Annotated in this window: 17 protein-coding genes; 10 read left to right on the top strand and 7 right to left on the bottom strand. The window is 66.3% G+C overall.

Features of this window, described 5'->3' with window-relative positions:
- Positions 1-35: 35 nt before the first annotated feature.
- Positions 36-1,349, bottom strand: coding sequence for an adenylosuccinate synthase (locus DVDV_RS18150; protein WP_075356025.1), 1,314 nt, complete (start codon positions 1,347-1,349; stop codon positions 36-38).
- A gap of 1 nt (position 1,350) precedes the next feature.
- Complete coding sequence (locus DVDV_RS18145) at positions 1,351-1,701, bottom strand: hypothetical protein (protein WP_075356024.1); 351 nt, start codon at positions 1,699-1,701, stop codon at positions 1,351-1,353.
- Positions 1,702-1,850: 149 nt separating this feature from the next.
- Between DVDV_RS18145 and DVDV_RS18140 the strand changes: the two genes are divergently transcribed.
- The 4 genes from DVDV_RS18140 to DVDV_RS18125 all read left to right on the top strand — a co-directional run bounded on the left by DVDV_RS18140 (position 1,851) and on the right by DVDV_RS18125 (position 7,184).
- The gene (locus DVDV_RS18140) at positions 1,851-3,128 is read left to right on the top strand and encodes an IMP cyclohydrolase (protein ID WP_075356023.1); all 1,278 of its coding nucleotides are present in this window, start codon (positions 1,851-1,853) and stop codon (positions 3,126-3,128) included.
- Between the two features lie 296 nt (positions 3,129-3,424).
- Positions 3,425-5,536 carry a ribonuclease catalytic domain-containing protein gene (locus tag DVDV_RS18135; RefSeq protein WP_075356022.1) on the top strand — a complete coding sequence of 704 codons (2,112 nt, stop codon included), beginning with the start codon at positions 3,425-3,427 and terminating at the stop codon, positions 5,534-5,536.
- A gap of 28 nt (positions 5,537-5,564) precedes the next feature.
- Complete coding sequence (gene plsY / locus DVDV_RS18130) at positions 5,565-6,167, top strand: glycerol-3-phosphate 1-O-acyltransferase PlsY (protein ID WP_075356021.1); 603 nt, start codon at positions 5,565-5,567, stop codon at positions 6,165-6,167.
- Positions 6,168-6,170: 3 nt separating this feature from the next.
- A complete protein-coding gene (locus tag DVDV_RS18125; protein WP_075356020.1) occupies positions 6,171-7,184 on the top strand; it encodes an SGNH/GDSL hydrolase family protein in 1,014 nt (337 codons plus the stop codon).
- An 81-nt stretch (positions 7,185-7,265) separates the two neighbouring features.
- On the opposite strand, the gene DVDV_RS18120 is transcribed toward DVDV_RS18125, so the two are convergent.
- From DVDV_RS18120 to DVDV_RS18110, 3 genes are all read right to left on the bottom strand, one after another.
- A complete protein-coding gene (locus DVDV_RS18120; RefSeq protein WP_075356019.1) occupies positions 7,266-10,217 on the bottom strand; it encodes a PAS domain S-box protein in 2,952 nt (983 codons plus the stop codon).
- 61 nt (positions 10,218-10,278) lie between these two features.
- Complete coding sequence (locus DVDV_RS18115; RefSeq protein WP_075356018.1) at positions 10,279-10,833, bottom strand: hypothetical protein; 555 nt, start codon at positions 10,831-10,833, stop codon at positions 10,279-10,281.
- 17 nt (positions 10,834-10,850) lie between these two features.
- Entirely contained in the window at positions 10,851-12,119 is a 1,269-nt protein-coding gene (locus DVDV_RS18110) for an HDOD domain-containing protein (RefSeq protein ID WP_075356017.1), read from the bottom strand.
- Positions 12,120-12,644: 525 nt separating this feature from the next.
- On the opposite strand from DVDV_RS18110, the gene DVDV_RS18105 reads away from it, so the two are divergent.
- Positions 12,645-12,836, top strand: coding sequence for a hypothetical protein (locus tag DVDV_RS18105; protein ID WP_254845440.1), 192 nt, complete (start codon positions 12,645-12,647; stop codon positions 12,834-12,836).
- Positions 12,833-13,207 carry a hypothetical protein gene (locus DVDV_RS18100; RefSeq protein WP_075356015.1) on the top strand — a complete coding sequence of 125 codons (375 nt, stop codon included), beginning with the start codon at positions 12,833-12,835 and terminating at the stop codon, positions 13,205-13,207. Before DVDV_RS18105 ends, DVDV_RS18100 begins: the two co-directional genes overlap by 4 nt.
- A 30-nt stretch (positions 13,208-13,237) precedes the next feature.
- On the opposite strand, the gene DVDV_RS18095 is transcribed toward DVDV_RS18100, so the two are convergent.
- Positions 13,238-13,453 carry a hypothetical protein gene (locus DVDV_RS18095; protein ID WP_075356014.1) on the bottom strand — a complete coding sequence of 72 codons (216 nt, stop codon included), beginning with the start codon at positions 13,451-13,453 and terminating at the stop codon, positions 13,238-13,240.
- 95 nt (positions 13,454-13,548) lie between these two features.
- Positions 13,549-13,743 carry a hypothetical protein gene (locus DVDV_RS18090; protein WP_075356013.1) on the bottom strand — a complete coding sequence of 65 codons (195 nt, stop codon included), beginning with the start codon at positions 13,741-13,743 and terminating at the stop codon, positions 13,549-13,551.
- Positions 13,744-13,879: 136 nt separating this feature from the next.
- On the opposite strand from DVDV_RS18090, the gene DVDV_RS18085 reads away from it, so the two are divergent.
- The 4 genes from DVDV_RS18085 to DVDV_RS18070 all read left to right on the top strand — a co-directional run bounded on the left by DVDV_RS18085 (position 13,880) and on the right by DVDV_RS18070 (position 16,903).
- A complete protein-coding gene (locus DVDV_RS18085) occupies positions 13,880-14,983 on the top strand; it encodes a glycosyltransferase (protein ID WP_075356012.1) in 1,104 nt (367 codons plus the stop codon).
- 20 nt (positions 14,984-15,003) lie between these two features.
- The gene (locus DVDV_RS18080; protein ID WP_075356011.1) at positions 15,004-16,125 is read left to right on the top strand and encodes a glycosyltransferase family 1 protein; all 1,122 of its coding nucleotides are present in this window, start codon (positions 15,004-15,006) and stop codon (positions 16,123-16,125) included.
- A 182-nt stretch (positions 16,126-16,307) separates the two neighbouring features.
- A complete protein-coding gene (locus DVDV_RS18075; protein WP_075356010.1) occupies positions 16,308-16,580 on the top strand; it encodes a hypothetical protein in 273 nt (90 codons plus the stop codon).
- Positions 16,571-16,903, top strand: a complete 333-nt coding sequence (locus tag DVDV_RS18070; protein ID WP_075356009.1) for a hypothetical protein — start codon at positions 16,571-16,573, stop codon at positions 16,901-16,903. Before DVDV_RS18075 ends, DVDV_RS18070 begins: the two co-directional genes overlap by 10 nt.
- Positions 16,904-16,990: the final 87 nt, after the last annotated feature.

Below are 16,990 nucleotides of genomic sequence, written 5' to 3'. Positions count from 1 at the left end.
CCTCTCCTGGCGGGGTTTGGGGCAGCGCCCCAACGTTACCCGCGAATGATCGTCTGTCGGCGGTCGGGGCCGACGGAGAGGATGGAGCAGGTGGTTTTAAGCGATTGTTCGATGCGCGACACGTATTCCCGGGCGGCCAGGGGCAGGTCTTCCCAGGCGGTGATGCCGGTGATGTCTTCTTCCCAGCCGGGCATGGTTTCGTAGATCGGCTCGACGAATTCCAGCGCCCCTTCTTCCTGGGGCGGGTATTCGTAGACTTTGCCTTTGTAGCGGTAGCCGATGCAGATCTTGATTTCAAAAAGGCCGCTTAAGACATCGAGTTTGGTCAGGGCGATGTCGGTCGGGCCGGAGAGGCGGGCCGATTCGCGAAGGAGCACCAGATCGAGCCAGCCGCAGCGGCGTTTGCGGCCGGTGGTGGCCCCGAATTCGCCGCCCTTGGACTGGAGGTAGTCGCCGACGGTGCCGAAGAGTTCGGTGGGGAAGGGGCCAGAGCCGACGCGGGTGGTGTAGGCCTTGACCACGGCCACGACGCGCGAAAGCACGGCCGGGGCGCAGCCGCTGCCGGCGGCGGCCTGCCCGGAGACGGTATTGGACGAGGTCACGAAGGGGTAGGTGCCGTGGTCGATGTCGAGGTGGGTGCCTTGGGCCCCTTCAAACAGCACGTCGCCGGTGGCCAGGGTTTTCTGGATGATCGACGACACGTCGCCGAGATACGGGACGAGGCGTTTGGCCACCGGGGCCAGGGCCTCGGCCACTGCACCGGGATCGAGGGCGGGCAGTTCGTAGAGCTTGGTGAAAAGCGCATTTTTCTCGACCAGGGCCCGGGCTATTTTTTTGGCCAGGAGGTCCGGGTCGGCAAAGTCGCCGGCGCGGATGCCGATGCGGGCCATTTTGTCTTCGTAGCACGGACCGATGCCCCGGCCGGTGGTGCCGATTTTGGAACCGGCCAGCAGGGTTTCGCGCGCTCCGTCGAGGAGGCGGTGGTAGGGCATGATCACGTGGGTTTTTTTGGAGATGACCAGGCGTTCGGGCGAGACGTCGATGCCCTTTTTGGCCAGGGTGTCCATTTCCTGGCACAGCACTTCGGGGTCGAGCACGACGCCGTTGCCGATGAGGCAGGCTTTGCCGTCGTGGAGGATGCCGGAGGGGAGCAGGTGCAGGACGGTTTTCTCGCCGCCGACGACCAGGGTATGGCCGGCGTTGTTGCCGCCCTGGAAGCGAACCACGGCTTTGGCCGATTCGGTCAGCAGATCGACGATTTTGCCTTTGCCTTCGTCGCCCCATTGCGCCCCGTGGATGACGATGCCGCGTCCGGCCCCGGGGGCCTGCGAATTGCGTAATTCGGCCATGTTATGATTCTCCTCCATCTTTGGGCCGAAACGCCAGGACTTTGCCCTGGTGTTGGCGTTTGGCCCCGGCTTTTTTGCCGGCCGTCGGCACGGCGCTGATGTCCGGCGTGGCGGCGGTCGGCACGGGAGCGGTGGATTCCCCTGGCTGGCGGCCTTGGGCCCAGTGATGATTGAACAATTGGTTTTTAAAACGCATGCCCTGGATCATGGCCAGGACCAGGACGGCTTCTTCCCAGCGCTGGGATGGTTCGAAATGTTCGACCGTTTCGGAATATTTATCCCAAAGCGCCATGAGCGACGCTTCGTCAAAGGCCCGAAGCTGCCTGGCCATCTTGAGCAACACCTGTTCCACGACAACTCCCTTGCCCGGAAAACTGCGGCGCCATGCGCCGCGGACAGGCCTTGTTAGCAGAATTGGCCGGGGCTTCCAAATGCAATTTGCCCCTGTGCCCCGCCTGTGCTAGGCACGCTTGCACGTAAGCGACAAGGAGCGGTCTAGCCATGAACGACCTGAAAAAAATGTACACCACCATGGTGGAGGATCCTTTCCCGTCCGAACTGGTCATTCGCCTGGGCGATGCCGAGATGGCCTTTGCCAAGCGGACCTGGACCATTGACGGCCAGGAAAAGGGCCTGCGCTACGGGGAAAATCCGGACCAGCCGGCCGCGCTCTATGCGCCGGTTTCCGGCCGGCTCACCCTCGGCGGCGTGGAATTTCGGGGTCCTGGCGACGGGCTGGTGTGTGCGGCCACGGAAGAGCATCTGCTCCAGTCCGGCAAGCATCCCGGCAAGACCAATCTCACCGACGTGGACAACGGCGTCAATATTCTTCAGTACCTGACCGCCAAACCGGCCGCCGTTATCCTTAAACACAACAATCCCTGCGGCGCGGCCTGGTCCGATGCCGGCCTTTCCGCCGCGTTTGCGGCCGCTTTTGCCTCCGACCGCATTGCCGCCTTTGGCGGGGCCATCGTGGTCAACCGCACTCTCGACGTGGCCACGGCCGAGCAGATCAACGCCGTCTATTTCGAGGTGGTGGCCGCCCCGGACTACGAGCCGGAGGCGCTGGCCATTCTCAAATCCAAAAAGAACCTGCGCATTTTCAAGCTGCCCGGCCTTGGCCAGCTCGAAAAGCTGGTGGGGCAGCCGTTTCTGGACATCAAATCCCTGGCCGACGGCGGGCTGGTCGTCCAGTTTTCCTTTAGAAACCGCATCTTGTCGGTGGACGATTTCGTGCCGGCCGAGGCCACGGACAAGGCCGGGACTTCGGTTGTGGCCCGCGCTCCGTCGAAGCAGGAAGCCGAGGATCTGCTGTTTGCCTGGGCTGTTGAGTCCGGGGTCACCTCCAACTCGGTTATTTTCGTCAGAAACGGAGCCACCGTGGCCATCGGCACCGGCGAACAGGACCGGGTCGGGGTGGTGGAACTGACGATTTTCAAGGCCAAGACCAAGTATGCCGACAGCCTGGCCTTTGCCGCCCACAAGCGGTCGCTTTATGAGCTGACCCAGGAGGCGGCCGCTGATCCCGAGGCCCTGGCCAGCCTGACCGGCATCAAGGCCCGCACCGAGGCCACCTGCGGCGGACTGGTCGGTTCGGTGGTGGTGTCCGACGGCTTTTTCCCCTTCCGCGACGGCGTGGACCTGTGCATCGCAGCCGGGGTCACGGCCATTGCCCAGCCCGGCGGCTCCATCCGCGACACGGAAGTCATCACCGCCTGCAACGAGGCCTCGCCGCAAGTGGCCATGGTCTTTACCGGGCAGCGGTCGTTCCGACATTAAGAGATAGAGATAGAGAAGAAGAGAAGGCAGAAGATGCCTCCGGCGGCCGGGAGGGGGTAACCCCCTCCCGGACCCTCCCTGGTTGGGGTTAGGGGGGGCGGCGTTGCTGCGGCGGTGGAAGGTCGTGGGATAAGCGATTCTGGCGGCCGGGCAATGCCGCTCCAACGCGAACCCAAATTACTAATTTTCCCGTTGCAGGGGTCCGGGGGGATCATCCCCCCGGCCGCCGGAGGCATGCTGTTCACGCATGGCCCGGCGGCGGTGGCCGCCTTGGGCGCGAAGCAGAAGGACTATAAATGGCGTTGGAACGGTATGCCGGACCGGGGTGTCTGGTGGAATTCATGCAGGGCAACCAGGCGCAAGTGGCCTGGGTGCTGGAAGAGTCTTCGGGCCGGCTTCGGGTGTACACGCTCACCCATCGCGAGGAGAAGATGGCGGCCTCGCGGGTGTTGCCGTGGATGGGGCCGCGCTATGACGGAGCCCGGGACAGAAGCGAGATTTCCGAGATCCTGGCCAGCCATCAGGCCCGGCGCGAGGCTGCGGCCAAGACCATAGCTCCGCTGGAACTCTGGGAGTTGGCCCAGGGCGAGGTCCGTGAGGAGTCGGCCGAGTGGTTTGCCGGCCTTGTCGGCGAGACGCCGGATGTGGATGCCGTGGCTGCCATGGGCCGGGCGCTTCTCGGCTGCAAGACCCATTTCAAGTTTCATTCGCCCAAATTCGAGGTCTATCCGGCCGAGGTGGTCGAGCGCCGACTGACCGAGGCGGCGGCGGCCGAGGAGCGGGAGAAGGTGGTTGTGGCCGGCCAGACCTTTTTCAAGGAACTCTGGCAGGGCTGGGCTTCGGCCGACCGCAAGAAGGGCGCGGCCCTGGCTGCCAAGCTCGATCCCGAGGCTGCGGCCAAGCTGGCCTCCCTGCTGCGCCGGCTCATTGCCGACGCCGACGACCCGGACATGGCCACCCTGTGGGCCATGCTGCGAAAAGGCCTGCCCGAGCATCCCTTCCTGCCGCTCATTCTGGCCGGCCAGTGGGGCATTGTTTCGGCCCATCACAACTACCATCTCGATCAGGCCGACTACGACGCCGGCGATAGCTGGTGGCAGCCTTTTGCCGCCGAGATCGAGGCCCGCCGCCAGGGCTTGGCCGCGCTGGCCCGGCAGCCCGAGCCCATCCCCTTTGTCAGCATCGATTCCCCGACCACCCGGGACATTGACGACGCCTTTTTTGCTGAAGAACTGCCCGACGGCAACATCCGCCTGTGTTTGGCCCTGGCTGATCCGGCCCTGGACTGGGACTTCGGCGGCCCCCTTGATACTGCCGTGGCCCACCGGGCCTCGAGCCTGTACCTGCCCGAGGGGGTCAGCCACATGCTGCCCGAGTCCCTGGGCACCGATCTCTACAGCCTGCGCGCCGGCGAAGTCCGGCCCTCGCTCCTTATGGAGTGGGAATTTGCCGCAGACGGCACGATCAACGGCTTTGCCATGCGCAAGACCTTTGTCCGGGTGGCGGAAAACACCTGTTACGCCGTGGTCGAGGCCGCCCTCGACCGGGGCGATGCCCCGGCCCACATGGTCCTGGGTTCCCGGCTGGCGGCCCTTTTGCGCCAGCAGCGCCTGGAGCGGGGCGCGGTCATTATCGAGCGGCCCGAGCCGGAGATCATCCTCACCGGCTATCCCGGCGACGCCCAGGTCGACATGGCCGTGTGCCCGAGCTATCCCAAGGCCCAGCTTTTGGTCAGCGAGCTTATGATCCTTGGCAACACCGCTGCCGCCGAGTATGCCGTAGCCCACGGCGCGGCCATGCTTTTCCGGACCCAGGACGCCCGGCTGCCCCCGGAAATCCGGGGCGTGCACAGCGATCCGCCGGCCATCCAGCGGGCGGTGCGCGAGTTGCCGCCAACACTCACCGAGCCGGACCCTCGCCCCCACGCCACCCTGGCCGCTTCGGCCTATGCCCCGGTCACCTCGCCGCTGCGGCGCTACGGCGACCTGATCAATCTGGCCCAGCTCGAATGGCTGCTGCGCACCGGCGCGCCGCGCTGGAGCCGGGGCGAGCTTGAGGCCCGGCTGCCCCAACTCTCGGCCCGCATCGAGGCCGTTGGCCGGGTGCAGCGCTTCCGGCCGCGCTATTGGAAACTGTTGTTCCTGCAGCGCACCTGCAAGGAACGGACGTTTGAGGGCGTGGTGGTGGACAGCAACGGCGCGTTCGTCTCCCTGTCCCTGCCGGACATGCAGATCTATGTCCGGGCCACCCGGGATACGCTGGGCGACACGATTTACATCGGCCAGCGCTATGCGCTACGTTTGGGCAGGATTGATCCGCTGACCAATGAACTGCGGGTTTTTGGCGCGGAAGAGATTCCGGCCAGCCTGCCGGATGAACAGCTCTTCATGGACGCCGGCGCATCCTGACCCGGTACCCGACAAAGGGAGTGAAACCATGGCTTATCTCGGTTTTATCCTGCTGACCTATCTGGTCGCGGCCTTTCCCTTCGGCCTGCTCGTGGCCCTGGTCGGCTGCGGCATCGATCCCAGGCTGGCCGGCAGCTGCAACACCGGAGCCACCAACGTGTCACGGCTATGCGGCACGCGCCTGGGCATCCTGACCCTGGTCCTCGATCTGGCCAAGGGACTCGTGCCGGTCTTGTGCGCCCGGGCCATGTCGGACTCCCCGGTGTTCGTTTCCCTGGTCATCGTGGCCGCCGTGGTCGGGCATATGTTTTCGGTATTCCTGGGCGGCAAGGGCGGCAAGGGCGTGGCCACCACCATAGGCGTCTTTTTGGGCGCGGCTCCGGTCGCCGCCTTGCTGGCCGTGGCCGCCTGCGTGGCCGTCATCTGGCTGTCGGGCTACGTGTCGGCCGGTTCCCTGGTCCTGGCCGTGGCCGTGCCGGTCCTTTGCGCCGTGCTTGGCCCGGTGCCCCTGGTCCCGGCTGCCGCCGTGGTGGCGGCGCTTATCATTTTCAAGCACCGCGACAACATCGCCCGCCTGCGCGCCGGCCAGGAGAAATCCTGGCGCAAGGACCGGGCCAAGGCAGCCGGCTGATCCATGCTCCATCTGCTCTACGTTGTTCTGGGGCTGGCCGGGCTCAATGTCGCGGCCGGGTACGGGCTGTCGAAGCTGCGCCGCGGCCGGGCGCGCTCGGCCGGCATGGGCCTGCTCGTGGCTGTGGACGCGGCCGTCGTGGTCTTGCTGCTGCTGGAAATTTTCATGGCCTTTTTCTTTGTCCAGTCCGACGGCTTCAACATCACCATGTCCAGCCGCAAGTGGTTTGAGCGCTACTGGCAGCCGGTCAATTCCCTGGGCTACCGCGACGTGGAACCGGCTCCCCGGTCGGGCACCGAAAAAATCGTGGCCATCCTGGGCGATTCCTTTGTGGCCGGCCACGGCATCGACCGGGCCGGCGACCGTTTCGGCAACGGGCTTGGCCAGCGGCTCGGGCCGGGCTGGCGGGTGGTCAACATTGCCAAGATCGGCTGGGACACGGTGGACGAATACGAGGCCCTGGCTGCCTACCCGGTGACCCCGGATGTGGTGGTGCTGGCCTATTTCGTCAACGACATCTACCGGGCGGCCGAGAAAAACGGCCACCCTCTGACCTTTGCCGTGCAGTTTCCCCAGAGCCGGCTGGCCAAATATCTGGTCGACCACTTTGCCCTGGCCAATTTCGCCTATTGGCGGCTGGCCCGGGTGGGCAATGTGGACGACGCCTCCAAGGGGTTTTGGGAGCGTTTGCGGGACGCCTATGCCGATCCCGCGGTCTTTGCCGCCCATGCCGGGGAACTCGACGCCATTGTGGGCTGGTGCCGGGAGCGCCATATCCGGCTGCTGGCCCTCATTATCCCCAGCCTGTCCGACGTGGCCGGCAGCGCCCCTATGACTGCCCGGGTGGCGGCCTATTTTGCCGACCGCAATATCGATACCCTGGATATGACCCCGATGCTCACCGGCAAAAGCCCGGGGGAGCTGGTGGTCAACGGCGTGGACAGCCACGCCAACGTCCGGCTCAACGCCGAAATGGCCGACATGCTCTACCGGGCCATTGCCCCGCCGGCCGAGTAGCGGCCATCCCCATGAACGGAAAAAGCCCGGCTGCGCTGTAGCGAGCCGGGCTTTTTTCATGGGCCAACGGGAAACCGGGGGTCAGCCCGGCAGGCCGCCGGCCGGGGCGTTGCCGGATGGCGGCGGAGTCTCGGCTTCGCTTAAGGTCAGCAGCATCTGCCCGTCAGGCAGGGGCACGGATTTGAAATCGATCCAGCGGGTCCGGCCGTCGCCGCAATGCACCGGATAGACCCGGCGGCAGGCCTGGCCCTGGACGCTTTGCCAATCGGCCTCCACCCGGGCGCGCAGGGCCGGGTCCGGATAGGCCCTGGGCAGCCAGGCGCGGAGATCGGGGATATCCTCCCGGGTGTAGCCGACCAGATCGATGAAATACTGGTTGAGAAACAGCACGCGTCCATCGGCCGAGGCCAGTAAGGCGGCATAGGGCACATGGGCCAGGATGGCGCCCAGGGTGTCGCGCTCGGCTTTGAGGGTCCGCTCGAGGCGTTTCTGGTCGGTGATGTCGAGGGACATGCCGCAGATGGCGTAGGGCTGGCCGCCCTCGTCCATGAGCGGAACCTTGGTTGTGAGATAGCGGCGCACCTGGCCCTTGGCCACCACCTCTTCTTCAAAAGTGATCACCCGGCCCGATTCGAGGACCCGTCGGTCGTCGTCGGCGATGCGGGCGGCCACCTCCGGCTCGTGGATGGAGCCGGGAGCCTGCCCGATGACGCCAGCGGCCGGCCGGCCGAAGGCTTCCTCCACGGCCCGGTTGATCATGATGCAGCGGCCGGAGGTGTCCTTGAAGTAGATGGCGCAGGGGACGTGGTCGAGGATGGAACGGAGCTGTTCCGAGGTGCGTTGCAGGCTTTCGCGCATCCGGGCCACGGCAGTGATCTCCTCGGCATGGAGCATCACCGTGTCTGGCGAAACGAACACGAAGGTCATGTCGAACAGGCCGGCCTCGGGCGCGCCGGGCGGCCGTAGGGGTAGGCGGCGGCGGTCGGTGTGGCGGCTTTCGAAGGCGTTCCACAGGGCCAGATAGACGTCCGGGGCTTCCTCGAACACGGCCTCGGCTCCGGCCCCGAGGCTGGCCCCGATCCGGCCCCGGAACAGGGCTTCGGCCGCCTTGTTGGCGTCGGTGAGGACAAGCTGCCGCTTGCGCAGGGCAAAGGTGAAGGTGGGCAGGGGGAAGTTGCGCAGATGGGTCTTGAGGCGTTCCTCGCTGGCAGCCAGTTCCGCCTCGACCCGTTTGCGGTCGGTGATGTCCTCGATAAATCCTTCGATGATGGGGGTGCCGGTTTCGTCCGTGCCCATCCGGGCGTGGAGGTTGCCGATAAACGTCGTGCCGTCCTTGCGCAGGTAGGTGTTTTCGAAATTGAGCTGTTCGCGGCCATCCCGCAGCCGGGCCACGATGGCCGGGCGGCGTTGCGGGTCCCGAAAGCCCAGGGCGGCGTTATGTCCGATGTGGGCCAGCAGGTCTTCGGGCGAGTCGTAGCCGAAAAGCCGGGCCATGGCCGGATTGGCCGCCTGGATGGCTCCGTCGATGGTGGAGCGGAAAACACCGAGCACGGCGTCGTCGATGAGCCGCTGGTAGCGGGCTTCGGAAGCGGCCAGGGCCTCGGCGGTGTTGTGGCAGTCGGTGACGTCGCGGCCGACGGCGCAAAATCCGATCACGGCCCCGGTGGCGTCGCGCAGCGGGCTGCGGGACAGGAGCAGGCGACGGGCAGACCCATCTTTGGTGACGATGGCCATGGGCCGGGAGGCCACAAGTGGCCCCCCCCGGGCCATGACGGCCTGATCGTCGGACTCCACGGCCTGGGCGGTTTCCGCGTCAAAGAGGTCGCTTCGATGCAGGCCGTGAAGCGTTTGTGGATCGCGGTCGTAGGGCGGCCCCACGACCTTGGCCATGACGGCATTGGCCCGCAGGATGCGGCCTTCGGCAGAAACAAAGGTGACGGCGTCCAGGCAGGCGTTCAGGAGGGCCTCAAGCATGGCCCTGTCCGTGTCGCGCTCCCGGCGGGCGGCTTGGAGGGCGGCCCGCTCGCCGGTGATGTCGCAGCCGTAGAGGTTGACCTGCCCCAGGGCGGGCAGGGGGACGGCGGTGATGCGAAGGACGGCGTCGGCCACGGGCAGCTCGAACACCCGGGCTGCGGCGTTGTCCAGGGCGGCCTGTATTTCGGCGATAAGCGGCGGGCCCACGGGCTCGCCCACGGCCAGGCCGGAGGCATTGAGCAGGGTGGTGCTGGCCTGGTTGGCGTAGGCCAGCCGGCCGTCTTTGCCCACGCGCAGCACCGGGTGGGGATTGTCCTCGGGAAACTTGGCCACGGAGCGCAGATCGAGCAGGGCCTGGCGTTCGGTGGTGACGTCCTGCACCGTGCCATGGATACGCCAGACCCGGCCCGAAGCGTCGCGTTCGCACTGGGCCACGGCCTTGGCATGGCGCCAGGTGCCGTCGCTTCGCTGGAAGCGGTAGGCATACTGGACGGGATCGCTTCCGGCGGCCAGCCTGGCCCGGACGCCGCAGACCGCAGGCTGGTCCTCGGGATGGACCAGGGCCAGGAATTGCTCGAAGTTCGGGGTGGGGCTGTCTGGCGGCAGGCCGAAGATGCGGAAAAATTCCTCGCTCCAGAAATCCTCGTTGGTGACGAGATCGCGCACGAAGCTGCCGACCCGGGCCAGACGCTGGGATTCCCGGTAGGATTGCCAGAACCGGGGCGGGGTATTGTCGGCCTGGGGACCCAGGGCATCGGGCTTGGCCAGGGCGCGCACTTGGGCCAGCAGCCTCGGGGAATCAAGGAGCATACGCCGCACATCGCCCGGAATCTTGCCGGCCAGGGCGAGCAGGGTATCGGCGTCGTCGCCCAGTTCCCGGGCCAGGGCCTGGATGTGCTCCTCGGACAGGCTCGGCGTCGCGCCGCGTTCGAGCCGGCTTAAGTACGAGGGCTGGATGCCCAGGCGTCCGGCCAGCCGGCGCAGGGTGAAGGTCTTGTCCCCGGCCAGCCGGGCCAGTCGTTTGGTGCGAATGCGTTCGCCAAAATTGTGGGCTGCCATAGCCCGTGTACTATAGCGTGTACGGTGTACGGGCGCAACCGGGGGAACCCGCCAAGGCCGGCTAGGCCGGGCCGGCTTCCGGCAAAAAGGCCATGGCCCGGGCCGAGCGTTCCAGGGTCAGGCGCAGGGGTGTCGGGTCCGTGTCCCCGGATTCCCGCAGCCGCTCGGCAATGCGCCCGGCCAGGGCGGTCAGCTCCGCCAGGTCCGGGGCCTGGAACGCTGCCAGGGTGTCTGCCGCTTTTTCCACCTTGCCAAGGGCAATCAGGCACAGGCTAAGGCCCAGGCGGCAAAAGGCATCGGCGCCGTCGGTCAGGCGCAAGCCGTGTTCGAACTCCACCCGGGCCTGGATGAAGTGTCCGGTGGCGTACAGGGCGTAGCCGAGCCGGGAGCGCACCGGGACATTGGACAGGTCGCCGCGCACCGATTCCCGGTAGGCGGCCACGGCAGCGGCGTAGTCGCCCAGGGCGTAGGCGGCGTCGCCGGCGGCGTGGGGGGCTGCGGCCGGGGCAGTGGCAGCCGAAGCGTCCGGTTGGGGTGATTCGGCCGGGATCTCGCGGCCAAGCAGGGCGCGAAAGAGATGGCGACGGGGAACGACGCGGGGATTGTCCGTACTCATGGCTGGCTCCTGGCAGGTTACTGGGTCGGCGAGGCCGTGTCGCTGACAAGGATCGACTCGATCTCGCGGATGCGGTCGTCGCCGGCCTGGGCCACGGTCTCCAGAATGGTCTCGGGCAGGCCGAGGCTGCGCCAGGCGGCTTCGGCGACAGCCGGCACCGGCGGTCCGGACAGGGCCGGCCAGACGCAGGCCGTGGCCAGGATGTCGGCAATATGGACCAGGGCAGTGTCCCGGGACTGGGGCAGGCCGTCGGGGCGGTGATGGTCGGCCGCCATGGCGATCAGGGATTGCGGGAAGTTCCAATTGGTCAAAAGCGCCCGGCCCACGGCGGCATGGTCAAAACCAAGCACGGCGATCTCGGCCTCACTGGCCGGCAATCCCTCGACCCGGGAGAGAAGCAGGGCCCGGCCGGCAGCAGCCGGAAGCTTGCGCAGGATCACCAACTGGCCGATGTCGTGGAGCAGCCCGCCGACAAAGGCCCGGTCCGGGGCCGCCCCGGGCACGGACTGGGCCAGCAGCGAGGCATAGATGCCGCAGGCCGCGGCGTGGCGCCAGAACATGCGCATGTCGCACAGCCCCGGGGCGATGTCGGAAAAGGCGGAGACGGCAGCCAGCCCGGTGACCAGGGTGGTCAGTTCCTTCTGGCCGGCCATGGCCACGGCCCGGCCGATGGAGTCGACCGGAGATCGTGAAGCGTAGAGCGGACTGTTGACGAGTTTGAGCAGCTTGGCCGTCAGGCTCGGGTCGCGGCCGATAATGTCGGCCAGCTCTCCGGACGAGGCATTTTCCGAGTGCAGGGCCTCGAGCAGGCGCACATAGACCTCGGGCAGGGTGGCCAGCTCCACCTCGCCGGAAACAAGCGTCCCCGGCTCCACGGCCGCCGCATCGAAGAGCTGCTGTTCCGGCGGCAGGCAGGTGAGGGTCCCAGCGTCGGGCACGGCATCGAGGTCCAGGCCCTCGGCCAGGGCTCGGGCGGCAGCCCGTCCGACCGCCAGATCAAAGACGGCCCGGCCAAAGGGGCTTTCCACGTCCAGAGCCTGGAAGCGGGGCCGCAGCAGGTCGCGGCAGTGCGCCTTGGCGATCTCCAGCCGGCTTTCTGCCTCCTGTGGGCCGTCGTCGTCGTCGCTGACGATTTCCACGTTGCGTACGCCAAAGGCCCGCATCGTGCGCAGATGCTCCTCCGAGAGGGTGACGCCCCGCTGGGCCAGAAGCACCCCGTCCTGACCACTGACCTCCCGGCCGACCACCATGCCGGGGGTGATGTCTTCTATATTGCGTTTGACCACTGCGTACTTGCCTCCGGTCGATCCCGCCGGGCGCTGGTGTGCGGCCCGGGCGGGAAATATGCATGGGACAGATTAAGATTGTAAAAAAGCTAACCGAAAAGAAAGGTGTTGGCGGCACTTTGCCCTGGTTCGGCAGTGTTTTTTTCGAGCCAGTCGCCTAACTCTTTAAAATCGTGTGCAAAAAATATTTCTCTGGAATGCCTGCAAAGTGGCCCTTGTCTTGCTTAGGGAACCTCGAAAGCGGACGGCCTTCCTAACTACCGAACCGCTTCGAATCACTGGCCGTGGCGGTCACCCCCTAGCCTCCTCCCCCAACACGCCACCACGGCCTTTTCAGGAAGCCGCTTGGGCCACTCCCTGGGCCTGGGCGGCTTCCGCTTTTTTTGCGCCGCAGGTTTTCGGTCCTTGGGGCTTGATGGCCGGGCAGTTCGTGATTATAGCCCGATGACGCCGCCGTTTCGGACCCAGGTCCGGCCAAGGACGCGGGCGAATCCTCGCCCCGCCGGCGACATGTGGGAGCTGCCTTTGGAGAACAAGGAACCCGGACCCCAGGCCTTTCTCGACTTCGTCAACCAACGGCTGGCCAAGCGCCAGCGCGAACTCGACGGAGCCGTTAAATTTTCCAGTCATTACGCCCAGGTGGAATCCATCATCCTGGAGCTTAAAACCGTGCGGACCAAATTCGTGACGCTTATGCGCCGGGAGGGACTCCTATGAACCGTCTGACGCTTCTGGCGGCGGTCCTGTTGGCCGTCCTGTGGTCGGGGACGGCCGTTCCGGCTGCGGCCCAAAAGGATGCCGGCATCGTCGGCAACTGGTCGGCCTCGGTTCTTGGCCAGCAGGTCACGGCCAGTTTCACCCGCAAGGACGACATGATCTTCGGCGTCATCGTCATCCCGGACATGGGCGGCGGGGCCAACACCTACCATGTGGCCGGCGTGGTCCTGGGGGCCGAATTCGCGGCCCAGCACGCCAGCGGCCATCTGCTCAAGGGCACGCTCACCGGCCCCAATACGGCCGAGGCCACCTTCACCCCGAAATCCGGGCCGTCCCTGCCGCTGCATCTGACCCGCCAGCCCGGCCCGTAGCCGCGCCGGACGCCCCCGCACCGGGACGGCTCAGCCGCCGGTGTTTTTCTGGCCCGCCGGGACCACCGGCACCCGTTCATCCTTGGCCCGGTCGGTCCAGGCCCGTTTGATGGCTTCCACATCCTCCCGGGACAGCGTGGCCTCAATGGCGTCGAAGATCCGGTTGCGGATGAATACGAGGTCCTGGTAGCTCGGCGCTCGTTCGATCATATCCATATAATAGGCAATGGTGTTTTCTTGCTCCATGGCAGCAAGCCTCCCGCGCATGCCTGGTTGCTGTGACAACGGGTGTAGCCGAGGCGGCCGGCGGGGGCAATGTCGTAATCGGGCAAATCCCCGGCTCAGCCTTCGGGCGTGTTGAAATACCCGCATTTTTCACAAACAAAGCCGGCGTATTCCGCGAGGCCGTCCTCGCTCAGCCACACTTCCACTTCGTTTCGCTCGGAACAATTGGCGCAGTAGACCAGGGCGGTTTTCGTTTGCGGATCGTAATCGCACTCCACACCGCCAAGAATGATGGTTGTTGCATCGGCCATGGCCGCCTCCGGGTATTGTGTTCTTTCCAGCGAATGTAGCACTGTTTGCGCCCGGTGCAAGGTCGGGGAGCGGCCGGGGATTGCCAGAGGCAGCGTCTCGGGCTATCGCAGGCGGCAAAACCCGGCAGGAGCCGTCATGTCCCATCGTCCGCTTGTGTTGCACGATGCCTTCGCCTTCCCTGGCGGCGGCGAACTCGTGGCCCTGACCCTGGCCCGGGCCTTTGACGCCGCCCTGGTCACCGGGGTTTTCAACCAGGCCGCCTTTGCCCCGGACTTTTTCGGCGGCAGCCTGCCCCGGAACCTCGACGCCCTCGGCCGCCATCCCCTGGCCGCGCGCCTGTCCGCGACCCTGGCCATGTGTCTGGCCTTTGAGCGCCTCCCCCGGACGGAGGTGCCGCTGGCCATCCACAGCGGCGCCCTGACCCTCCTGGCTCACGGCCGCATCGCCGGTCCCCAGATCCTCTACTGCCACACGCCGCCGCGCATCCTCTACGACCACCGCGATTTCTATCTGGCCCGCCAGTCGCCGCTGCGCCGGCCGGCCTACCGGCTCCTGGCCGCCCGCTATCGCCGCCGCTATGAAACGGCCATCCGGGCCATGGACGCGGTGGTGGCCAATTCCGAGACCGTGCGCCGGCGCATCAGCCGGTTTCTCGGCCTGGAGGCCGAGGTGGTCCATCCGCCGGTGGACACGGCCGCCTTCCCCAATCTCGGCCAGGAACCGTTTTATCTGTCCACGGCCCGGGTGGACGTGCTTAAGCGCGTCGATGTGGTGGTTGAAGCCTTTGCCGCCCTGCCGGACAAACGGCTGGTGGTGGTGTCGGGCGGTTCGGAACTGGCCCGGGTGCGGGACCTTGCCGCCGGGCGGCCCAATATCGAGATTCGCGGCTGGACCGAGGCGGCCGAACTGCGCCGGCTGATCGGCACGGCCATCGCCACCATCTATATTCCGCGCGATGAGGATTTCGGCATCTCGCCGGTGGAGTCCATGGCCGCCGGCAAGCCGGTCATCGGCGTGCGCGAAGGCGGGCTGACCGAGACGGTGGTGCATGGCCAGACCGGCATCCTGCTGCCGCCGGACCCCGCCCCGGCCGACGTGGCCCGGGCCGTGGCCGAACTGGGGCCGGCCGAGGCCCTGGGGATGCGCGAGGCTTGCCAGCGTCGGGCCGCCGCCTTTGACACCGCCGTCTTTATCCGCAACATGCAGGCCGTGGCCGCCCGGCTTATGGCCGGCCGCTGACCGCCTGCACCAGAGAAAAAATGAGAAAACTGCGCGTCATCGTCAACGCCGTGCCCCTGGCCACGGTCAATACCGGCATCGGCCGCTACCTGCGCTGCCTCTACGCCGCCCTGGAGCGGGGCTACGGTGAGCAGCTCGACATCGCCTATTTCGACGGCCGCACCGTCTCGGACACCCCGCCCCGGCCGCCGGAGAATCTGGCCGGCCGCTCGCGCCTGACCAGCCTCCTGTGGAAACTTCCCCCGGCCGTCGGCCTGGCCGTGCGCCTGGCCCGCCACTGGCAGCGCGAGGCCGCTTTCTTCCAGGCGGCCAAGGGCTATGACATCTACCACGAGGCCGCCTTTTTCCCGTTTCGGGTGCCGGCCGGGGTGGCAACGGTCTTCACCGTCCACGACCTGTCGCTCTTGACCATGCCCGAGCGCCATCCGGCCGAGCGGGTGCGTTATTTCAACCGCTATTTCCACAAGCGCCTGCCGGGCGTGGCCCGGTTCCTGGCCGTGTCCAAGTACACCAAGGCCGAGATGGTGCGTCTGCTCGGCCTCGATCCGGCCCGCATCCGGGTCACCTGGAACGCCCATGAGCCGGAGGTCTTCCATCCCGTGGACGCCTCCTTGCCGGCCGGCGTGCCCGAGCGCTATTTCCTCTTTGTCGGCACCAACGATCCCCGCAAGAACCTGCACGTCATCCCCAAGGCCCTGGCTGCCGCCGGCCTTTCCATCCCGCTGGTCACGGCCGGCTGGAGCGGCTGGTCCGGCGAACGCATGGAAGGCACGCCCCCCATCGAGATAGGCTACTGCGACGACGCCACCCTGGCCGCGCTTTATTCCAAGGCCCTGGCCCTGGTCTATCCGAGCATCTACGAAGGCTTCGGCCTGCCGGTGCTGGAGGCCATGGCCTGCCGCTGCCCGGTGGTGACCACGCGCCTGACCAGCCTGCCGGAAGTGGCCGGCGAGGCCGGCATCTATCTCGATGCGCCGTCCGATCCCGTGTCCATGGGCGAGACGCTGGCCCGGGTGGCCGGCGACGATGCGCTTCGGGAGACGAGCGCCCGACTGGGACTGGCCCGGTCGGCCCTGTTCTCCTGGGACGAAACAGCCCGGCGCACGGTGAGCGAGTTCGAGAAGAGTTTGGAGAGAGGGTAGAGAGGGTAGAGCGGGTAGGGGAGGCAGGAAGGAAGATGCCTCGGGTGGCCGGGGGATGATCCCCCCGGACCCCTCAAAGGGAAACGTTGTTCTAGGGAGTCTTGGTGCGGGCTGCTCGCTTTGGGGTTTTGTAAACAGCATGCAAGCCGGCATGGCTTTGAATACAGGATAGGAAGGAAAAGATGAAAGACACGTTGGGGATCTACTACTATCCCAATCCGACGGAAAAACGGGTGCGCATGTACGTGCGCGTGAGCTTCGGACAGGTGGAGTTTCGCCTCTGGAACAGCGAACACGCCGAGATCTGGGAACGCCACGACTGGATTCCCTATCCCGACATCGAGGCGGCAGCCGAAGAATACAAGAAGCGCGGTAGCGGGTCCGATCCGCTTGAACTCTATGATCTGAACGTAGCCAAACGCCTGCTGGCCGATGAGGGAGTCCCATGCCCGTAGGCCCGGACCTGCGCGTCTACGGCGAGGTGCGCGGCCTCTCCGAAGCGGCCTGGGCCAGGCTGGCCGACGAGTGCCCCTTTGAGACGGCAGACTATGCCGACGGTGTGCTCAGCCTGGAGCACGAGGGGCGGTGGGTGGATGTCGAGTCCTTCATGGACGCCCTGGCCGGTGCGGTGGACGCGGGCGGCCAGGGCCATCTCGACAGCATCGACAACGATGCCTGGACCATCACCCGCTATGTTCTGGAGGCCGGCAAAATGACTTCGCAAACATTCGGCATCAATGACGTTTTGGAAAATACGGTCAAGGACGGCAACATTTGACTTGACGCCCGGGCCCCTGGGACGTAGACAGCCGATCCCGCTGCGGGAAACCGGGGTGGGCGGGGACGGGGATCGCAAGAAACCTGG

It is taken from the genome of Desulfovibrio sp. DV (genome assembly GCF_001936595.1).
Classification (GTDB): Bacteria; Desulfobacterota; Desulfovibrionia; order Desulfovibrionales; family Desulfovibrionaceae; genus Solidesulfovibrio.
Note: the sequence above shows the minus strand (reverse complement) of the source record. Positions and strands in the feature narration are given on the sequence as shown.

Excerpts from the sequence above, each read along its gene's own strand:
- DVDV_RS18140 (WP_075356023.1), top strand. The coding sequence starts at position 1,851 with ATGAACGACCTGAAAAAAATGTACACCACCATGGTGGAGGATCCTTTC.
- DVDV_RS18120 (WP_075356019.1), bottom strand. The coding sequence starts at position 10,217 with ATGGCAGCCCACAATTTTGGCGAACGCATTCGCACCAAACGACTGGCC.
- DVDV_RS18095 (WP_075356014.1), bottom strand. The coding sequence starts at position 13,453 with ATGGAGCAAGAAAACACCATTGCCTATTATATGGATATGATCGAACGA.
- DVDV_RS18150 (WP_075356025.1), bottom strand. The coding sequence starts at position 1,349 with ATGGCCGAATTACGCAATTCGCAGGCCCCCGGGGCCGGACGCGGCATC.
- DVDV_RS18070 (WP_075356009.1), top strand. The coding sequence starts at position 16,571 with ATGCCCGTAGGCCCGGACCTGCGCGTCTACGGCGAGGTGCGCGGCCTC.
- plsY (WP_075356021.1), top strand. The coding sequence starts at position 5,565 with ATGGCTTATCTCGGTTTTATCCTGCTGACCTATCTGGTCGCGGCCTTT.
- DVDV_RS18135 (WP_075356022.1), top strand. The coding sequence starts at position 3,425 with ATGGCGTTGGAACGGTATGCCGGACCGGGGTGTCTGGTGGAATTCATG.
- DVDV_RS18090 (WP_075356013.1), bottom strand. The coding sequence starts at position 13,743 with ATGGCCGATGCAACAACCATCATTCTTGGCGGTGTGGAGTGCGATTAC.
- DVDV_RS18125 (WP_075356020.1), top strand. The coding sequence starts at position 6,171 with ATGCTCCATCTGCTCTACGTTGTTCTGGGGCTGGCCGGGCTCAATGTC.
- DVDV_RS18115 (WP_075356018.1), bottom strand. The coding sequence starts at position 10,833 with ATGAGTACGGACAATCCCCGCGTCGTTCCCCGTCGCCATCTCTTTCGC.
- DVDV_RS18080 (WP_075356011.1), top strand. The coding sequence starts at position 15,004 with ATGAGAAAACTGCGCGTCATCGTCAACGCCGTGCCCCTGGCCACGGTC.
- DVDV_RS18075 (WP_075356010.1), top strand. The coding sequence starts at position 16,308 with ATGAAAGACACGTTGGGGATCTACTACTATCCCAATCCGACGGAAAAA.
- DVDV_RS18100 (WP_075356015.1), top strand. The coding sequence starts at position 12,833 with ATGAACCGTCTGACGCTTCTGGCGGCGGTCCTGTTGGCCGTCCTGTGG.
- DVDV_RS18085 (WP_075356012.1), top strand. The coding sequence starts at position 13,880 with ATGTCCCATCGTCCGCTTGTGTTGCACGATGCCTTCGCCTTCCCTGGC.